7 protein-coding genes and 3 tRNA genes are annotated in these 7238 nt (G+C 67.8%); all 10 read left to right on the top strand.

Going from position 1 to position 7238, the window contains the following annotated elements:
* Window positions 1-236: 236 nt before the first annotated feature.
* The 10 genes from trpE to HPA01S_RS13640 all read left to right on the top strand — a co-directional run bounded on the left by trpE (window position 237) and on the right by HPA01S_RS13640 (window position 7191).
* A complete protein-coding gene (trpE, locus tag HPA01S_RS13595; RefSeq protein ID WP_066270876.1) occupies window positions 237-1736 on the top strand; it encodes an anthranilate synthase component I in 1500 nt (499 codons plus the stop codon).
* A complete protein-coding gene (locus HPA01S_RS13600; protein WP_066270879.1) occupies window positions 1733-2326 on the top strand; it encodes an anthranilate synthase component II in 594 nt (197 codons plus the stop codon). The genes trpE and HPA01S_RS13600 overlap by 4 nt, the downstream gene beginning before the upstream one ends.
* 51 nt (window positions 2327-2377) lie before the next feature.
* The gene (ltaE, locus tag HPA01S_RS13605; RefSeq protein ID WP_066270883.1) at window positions 2378-3442 is read left to right on the top strand and encodes a low-specificity L-threonine aldolase; all 1065 of its coding nucleotides are present in this window, start codon (window positions 2378-2380) and stop codon (window positions 3440-3442) included.
* Between the two features lie 10 nt (window positions 3443-3452).
* Window positions 3453-4091, top strand: coding sequence for a LysE family translocator (locus HPA01S_RS13610; protein WP_066270910.1), 639 nt, complete (start codon window positions 3453-3455; stop codon window positions 4089-4091).
* Window positions 4092-4112: 21 nt separating this feature from the next.
* A complete protein-coding gene (gene trpD / locus HPA01S_RS13615; protein WP_066270890.1) occupies window positions 4113-5162 on the top strand; it encodes an anthranilate phosphoribosyltransferase in 1050 nt (349 codons plus the stop codon).
* Between the two features lie 17 nt (window positions 5163-5179).
* The gene (gene trpC / locus HPA01S_RS13620) at window positions 5180-5980 is read left to right on the top strand and encodes an indole-3-glycerol phosphate synthase TrpC (protein WP_066270892.1); all 801 of its coding nucleotides are present in this window, start codon (window positions 5180-5182) and stop codon (window positions 5978-5980) included.
* Between the two features lie 10 nt (window positions 5981-5990).
* Window positions 5991-6722 (top strand): uracil-DNA glycosylase, encoded by a 732-nt coding sequence (locus HPA01S_RS13625; protein WP_066270895.1) that lies wholly within the window; start codon window positions 5991-5993, stop codon window positions 6720-6722.
* Window positions 6723-6800: 78 nt separating this feature from the next.
* Window positions 6801-6886 (top strand) — tRNA-Tyr (locus HPA01S_RS13630).
* Between the two features lie 74 nt (window positions 6887-6960).
* A tRNA-Gly gene (locus HPA01S_RS13635) sits at window positions 6961-7034 on the top strand.
* Between the two features lie 82 nt (window positions 7035-7116).
* Window positions 7117-7191: transfer RNA gene (locus HPA01S_RS13640), tRNA-Thr, on the top strand.
* Window positions 7192-7238 lie beyond the last annotated feature (47 nt).

Consider the following 7238-nt stretch of genomic DNA (forward strand, 5'->3'; position numbering starts at 1 on the left):
CACCCACGCACATCCTTCTCAGGTGATCTGCCGAGCCGCAATGGCCGGGGAGCCTGGCCCTGGCGCAAGCCAGCGTAAACGTGCACCTTCCCCCGGGGTTTGCACAGTCCGCGCGCGTCTCACGCCGCCTACTGTCACCCCACCCGAACCCGGTGGCCCCGCCTGCCGGATGGCCTGGACCCCCGCCCCACCCGTAGCGTCGATGACCCGGCGTGTGGCCGATGGAAAGAACGAACATGATCACGGAACTCGAATTCAAGAGCCTGGCCCAGCAGGGCTACCACCGCATCCCGCTGATGGCCGAGGCCTTCGCCGATCTGGAAACCCCGCTCTCGCTCTACCTCAAGCTCGCGCATGGGCGCGGCGACGGCAAGTACAGCTTCCTGCTGGAATCGGTGGTGGGCGGTGAGCGCTTCGGCCGCTACAGCTTCATCGGCCTGCCGGCGCGCACCCTGCTGCGCGCCACCGGCTTCGGCGCCGAGGCCAAGACCGAGGTGGTGCGCGACGGTGTGGTGGTGGAAACCGGCCACGGCAACCCGCTGGATTTCATCGCCGCCTACCAGCAGCGCTTCAAGGTGGCACTGCGCCCGGGCCTGCCGCGCTTCTGCGGCGGCCTGGCCGGCTACTTCGGTTACGACGCGGTGCGCCACATCGAGAAGAAGCTGGAGAACAGCTGCCCGCCCGACACGCTGGGTTGCCCCGACATCCTGCTGCTGCAATGCGAAGAGCTGGCGGTGATCGACAACCTCTCGGGCAAGCTCTACCTGATCGTCTACGCCGACCCGGCCCAGCCCGAAGCCTTTGCCAATGCCAAGAAGCGCCTGCGTGAGTTGCGCGAGGCGCTGAAGTATTCGGTGAGCGCGCCGGTGGTCAAGCCCAGCCAGGCTTACCCGGCCGAGCGCGATTTCGCCAAGGCCGACTATCTGAAGGCGGTGGAGCGCGCCAAGGAACTCATCGCCGCCGGTGACTTCATGCAGGTGCAGGTGGGCCAGCGCATCAAGAAGCGCTACACCGAGTCGCCGCTGAGCCTGTACCGCGCGCTGCGCTCGCTCAACCCCTCGCCCTACATGTACTACTACCACTTCGGGGATTTCCACGTGGTGGGGGCGTCGCCCGAGATCCTGGTGCGGCAGGAGAACACGGTCGAGGGCCAGAAGATCACCATCCGCCCACTGGCCGGCACGCGCCCGCGCGGTGCCACGCCCGAGCTGGACAAGGCGACCGAGCAGGAGCTGATCAACGACCCCAAGGAGCGTGCCGAACACGTGATGCTGATCGACCTCGCGCGCAACGACATCGGCCGCATCGCCAGGACCGGCACGGTGAAGGTGACCGAGGCCTTTGCGGTCGAGCGCTACAGCCATGTGATGCACATCGTGAGCAACGTCGAAGGTGTGCTCAATGACGGCATGACCAGCATGGACGTGCTCAAGGCCACCTTCCCGGCCGGCACGCTGACCGGCGCGCCCAAGGTGCACGCCATGGAACTGATCGACCAGCTCGAACCGACCAAGCGCGGCATCTACGGCGGCGCCTGCGGCTACCTGAGCTACGCCGGCGACATGGACGTGGCGATCGCCATCCGCACCGGCATCATCAAGGACCAGACGCTCTACGTGCAGGCCGCGGCCGGCGTGGTGGCCGACTCGGTGCCCGAGATGGAATGGAGAGAAACCGAACACAAGGCGCGCGCGCTGTTGCGCGCCGCCGAACTGGTGGAGGAGGGCCTGGAATGAGCACCGCGATCAAAGTCCTGATGGTGGACAACTACGACTCCTTCACCTTCAACATCGTGCAGTACCTGGGGGAGCTCGGCGCCGAGGTCACCGTGGTGCGCAACGACGAGATCACCGTGGACGAGATTGCGCAACGCCTGGCCGCCGGCCAGGTGGACCGCCTGATGATCTCGCCCGGCCCGTGTTCACCGGCCGAAGCCGGCGTCTCGGTGGCGGCGATCCAGCACTTTGCCGGCCAGTTGCCGATCCTGGGCGTGTGCCTCGGGCACCAGAGCATCGGCGCGGCCTTCGGCGGCCGCATCGTGCGGGCGCAGGAGCTGATGCACGGCAAGACCAGTGTCATCACCACCACGCAGACCGGCGTGTTCGCCAACCTGCCCGAGCAGTTCACCGTGAACCGGTACCACTCGCTCGCCATCGAGCGCGCCAGCTGCCCGGACTGCCTGGAGGTCACGGCCTGGACACCCGACGGCGAGATCATGGGCGTGAAGCACAAGACCCTGGCCATCGAAGGCGTGCAGTTCCACCCCGAGAGCATCCTCACCGAGCACGGCCATGCCATGCTGAAGAACTTTCTGGAACAAAAGTGATGCACCCCCGCGCCGCTGACCTGGCGCCTGGCGTTTCTGAAAGGACTTTTGATGTTGGTTGACCTGAGAAGCGACACCGTCACGCAGCCGACGGCCGCGATGCGCGAGGCCATGATGGCCGCCCCGCTGGGCGACGACGTGTTCGGCGACGACCCTTCCGTGCAGGCGCTGCAGCAGCGCATTGCAGCCATCACCGGCAAGGAAGCGGCGCTGTTCATGCCCAGCGGCACACAGAGCAACCTCTGCGCGATGCTGGCGCACTGCGAACGTGGCGACGAGTACATCGTGGGCCAGAACGCCCACACCTACCGTTACGAAGGCGGCGGTGCCGCGGTGCTCGGCAGCATCCAGCCCCAGCCGCTGGCGCAAGATGCCGCCGGGCAGATGCAGCTGGCTGACATCGCCGCCGCCATCAAACCCGACGATCCGCACTTCGCGCGCACCCGCCTGCTGTGCCTGGAGAACACCTGGAACGGCCATCCCATGCCGGCCAGCTACCTGGATGCCGCGACCGCCCTGGCGCGCGAGCATGGCCTGGCGGTGCACCTGGACGGCGCGCGCGTATTCAACGCGGCGGTGGCGGCGGGTGGAGATCCCTATGAAGCCGTGCGCGGCATCGTGAACCGTTTCGACAGCGTCTCGGTCTGCTTCAGCAAGGGGCTGGGCGCGCCCATCGGCTCGGCGCTGTGCGGCTCGCCCGAGCTGATCCGCCGCGCGCTGCGCTGGCGCAAGATGCTCGGCGGCGGCTTGCGCCAGGCGGGCCTGCTGGCCGCGGCCGCGCACCACGCGCTGGACCACCAGGTGCACCGCCTGGCCGACGACCACGCGCTGGCGCAACGCCTGGCCGAGGGCCTGGGTGGCATCGAAGGCCTCTCCGTGCGCTCGGCGCAGACCAACATCGTGTTCGTCGATGTCGCCCACGGCCGTGGCCCCGCGCTGCTGGCTCACCTGGCGCGCGACGGCGTGCTGGCCACCGGCCTGATCGGCCTGCGCTTCGTCACCCACCTCGGGGTGGACGCGGCGGGCATCGAGCGCGCCATTCAGAGCACCCGGGCCTTCTTCGACCAGGCGGGCGATGCGCCGGCCGCGCAAGCCGGCGGCACCGCCGTTTATTGAAGCGACCGCCATGCCCGACTTGCCGCAACTGCTGCTCTTCATCGCGGCCGGCTGGCTGCTCAACCTCACGCCCGGCCCGGACGTGCTCTGCATCGTCAGCACCTCGCTGCGCGGCGGTGTGCGCGCCGGCGTCGTGGCCGCGCTCGGCATCTTCGTCGGCTGTTTCGTGCACGTGGCAATCGCCACCATCGGCCTGGGCGCGTTGCTGGCGGCCTCGGCCACGGCCTTCACCGTGGTCAAGGTGATCGGTGCGATCTACCTGCTGTGGATCGGCGTGCGCCTGCTGCGCGCGCCGCCCGCCGACTGGTCGCCCGCCACCGCGCCGGCGTCAATGGACATGCGCCGCGTGTTCCGCCGCGGTTTCCTCACCAACGTGCTCAACCCCAAGGTGGCGCTGTTTTTTCTCGCCTTCCTGCCGCAGTTCATCGCGCCCGGCACCGAGCACAAGACCCTGGCCTTCCTGGCGCTGGGCGTGCTGTTCAGCGTCGCGGCCCTGCCGGTGACCATCGGCTATGCCTGGCTCGCCGCCTGGGCTGCACGCCGCGTGCACACGGTGCAGCGCACCATGCGCCAGCTCGACCGCGCCGCCGGCCTGCTCTTCATCGGCTTCGGCCTGAAGCTGGCCTTGACCGACAATCCCGCCCAGTAAAAAGACCCTTCGGAGACCCCCATGTCGCCCACCACCGCCCACAAGATCACGCCGCAGGAGGCCCTGCAGCGCACCATCGAACACCGCGAGATCTTCCACGACGAGATGCTGCACCTGATGCGGCTGATCATGAGCGGCGAGATGTCGCCGGTCATGATGGCGGCCTTCATCACCGGCCTGCGCGTGAAGAAGGAAACCATCGGCGAGATCACCGCCGCCGCGCAGGTGATGCGCGAGTTCTCCACCAAGGTGCACGTGGCCGACAAGACCCACCTGGTCGACATCGTCGGCACCGGCGGTGACGGCTCGCACACCTTCAACATCTCCACCTGCTCCATGTTCGTGGCCGCCGCCGCCGGTGCGCGCGTGAGCAAACACGGTGGGCGCAGCGTTTCCAGCAAGAGCGGCAGTGCCGACGTTCTGGAGAGCCTGGGCGTGAATATCAACCTGTCGCCCGAAGCCATCGCGCGCGCCATCGAACAGGTGGGCGTGGGCTTCATGTTCGCGCCCAACCACCACCCGGCCATGAAGAACGTGGCGCCGGTGCGGCGCGAGCTCGGCATCAAGACCATCTTCAACATCCTGGGCCCGCTGACCAACCCGGCCTCGGCGCCCAACATCCTGATGGGCGTGTTCCACCCCGACCTGGTCGGCATCCAGGTGCGTGCGCTGCAGCGCCTGGGCGCCGAACACGCGGTGGTGGTGTACGGCCGTGACGGCATGGACGAGGTTTCGCTGGGGGCGGCCACGCTGGTGGGTGAGCTCAAGGACGGCGAGATCACCGAATACGAGATCCACCCCGAAGACTTCGGCATGACCATGGCCAGCAGCCGCGCGCTGCGCGTGGAGACCCCGGAGGCCTCGCGCCAGATGCTGATGGGCGTGCTGCAAGGCGGCGACGAGCCGGCCTGCAAGGCCGCCAGCGACATCGTCGCGCTCAACGCCGGCGTGGCGCTGTACGCAGCCAACGTGGTCGCCAACATGGGCGACGGCATCGCGCTGGCGCGGCGCACCCTGGCCTCGGGCGCCGCCCTGGCCAAGCTGGAACAACTCAAGGCCTTCGTGGCCTGACCCAAGGAAACACCGACATGAGCGACATCCTGCAGAAAATCGTGGCCGTCAAGCACGAGGAAATTGCTGCCGCCCAGCGCAAGAAGCCGCTGGACGTGGTGCGCTTCGACGCCGAGAGCCGCGTGCTCACGCGCGATTTCGAAGGCGCGCTGCGCAAGAAGATTGCCGCCGGCCAGGCCGCGGTGATCGCCGAAATCAAGAAGGCCAGCCCGAGCAAGGGCGTGCTGCGCGCGGATTTCATCCCGGCCGACATCGCCCAAAGTTACGCCGAGGGCGATGGCCGGGTCAGCGCGGCCTGCCTGTCGGTGCTGACCGACCAGCAGTTTTTCCAGGGCAGTTCCGACTATCTCAAGCAGGCCCGCGCCAGCTGCGACCTGCCGGTGCTGCGAAAGGACTTCATGGTCGACCCATACCAGGTTTACGAAGCGCGCGCCATGGGCGCCGACGCCATCCTGCTGATCGCCGCCTGCCTGGACGACGCCCGCATGGCCGAGCTCGAAGCCCTGGCCCTCGGCTTGAACATGGCGGTGCTGGTCGAGGTGCACGACCGCGCCGAGCTGGAGCGTGCGCTGAAGCTCAAGACCCGCCTGGTCGGTATCAACAACCGCAACCTGCGCACGTTTGAGGTCAGCCTGCAGTCCACGCTCGACATGCTGCCCGACGTGCCGGCCGACCGTTTGCTGATCACCGAGTCCGGCATCCTGGGCCGGGACGACGTGCAGACCATGCGCGCGGCCGGCGTCAACGCCTTCCTGGTGGGCGAGGCCTTCATGCGCGCGCCCGAACCGGGCCAGGCGCTGGCCGAGCTGTTCGCCTGAAGGCGCGGCGATGCAAGCCGGATTTGACTGGGCTGACGCGCCGGCCGACGCCTGCCTGCGCTCGGCCAACCCGGCCGACTGGCCGGCGCAGCCCGGCTGGGCCGACCTGCTGGCGCACTTCTGGGCGTCGCCCGAGGGGCGGGGCCTGCAGGATTTTCTGAGCGGGCGCCTGCAGCAGGGCGCGGTGGTGTACCCCCCGCAGCCACTGCGCGCGCTCGACCTGACGGCGCCCGACGCGGTGCGCGTGGTCATCCTGGGCCAGGACCCGTACCACGGCCCGGGCCAGGCCGAAGGCCTCGCCTTTTCGGTCGCACCGGGTGTGAAGGTCCCACCCAGCCTGCGCAACATGCTGCAGGAACTGCAGCGCGACCTGGGTGTGCCGGCTCCGACGGACGGTTCGCTGGTGCGCTGGGCACGGCAGGGCGTGCTGTTGCTCAACACCGGCCTGACGGTGGAAGACGGCCAGCCCGCCAGCCACGCCGGCCGTGGCTGGGAGGCGTTGACCGACGCCGTCATCCGCCGCTGCAGCGACACCGGCGGCCCCAAGGTTTTCCTGCTCTGGGGCGCCCACGCGCAGAAAAAGTCGCCGTTGATCGACACCCGGCGCCACCATGTGCTGAGCGCCAACCACCCCTCGCCGCTGTCGGCCCGGCGCGGCCCGGTCCCGTTCATCGGTTGTGGTCATTTCGGCGCCACCAACGCCTGGCTGGCCGGCCAGGGCCTGCCACCGGTGGCCTGGTGAAACGGGGGTGAAAAAAAGACCGTGCAGGGTTTGGAGCCCAGTGCCACAAAACCATGGCATAATCGCGGGCTGCGCTATGGAGGGGTGGCCGAGTGGTTAAAGGCAGCAGACTGTAAATCTGCCCGCTTACGCGTACGCTGGTTCGAATCCAGCCCCCTCCACCAGCGATTGATGTGATGTGTGCGAATGAGAGGTCGCGCTCAAGTGTTCCGGTGTCGTGTGGCGCCGTGATGTTCGGGCGGGAGTAGTTCAATGGTAGAACCCCAGCCTTCCAAGCTGATGACGCGGGTTCGATTCCCGTCTCCCGCTCCACGTTGCGTCGATTGTTGGGCCTGCTTCTGGCGGGTGAGTTGAGTGATTGATTTCTAGGGTGTCCGGCTTGCCGGGTGCCTTGGCCCTTGTGGCTCAGTGGTAGAGCACTCCCTTGGTAAGGGAGAGGTCGCGGGTCCGATTCCCGCCAAGGGCACCAGTTGTTTGTATTTGTTCTGGTGTTTCGGCAATTTTGATTTTGGAGCT

Origin of the sequence: Hydrogenophaga palleronii NBRC 102513 (assembly GCF_001571225.1) — a bacterium.
GTDB classification, from domain to species: Bacteria; Pseudomonadota; Gammaproteobacteria; order Burkholderiales; family Burkholderiaceae_C; genus Hydrogenophaga; species Hydrogenophaga palleronii.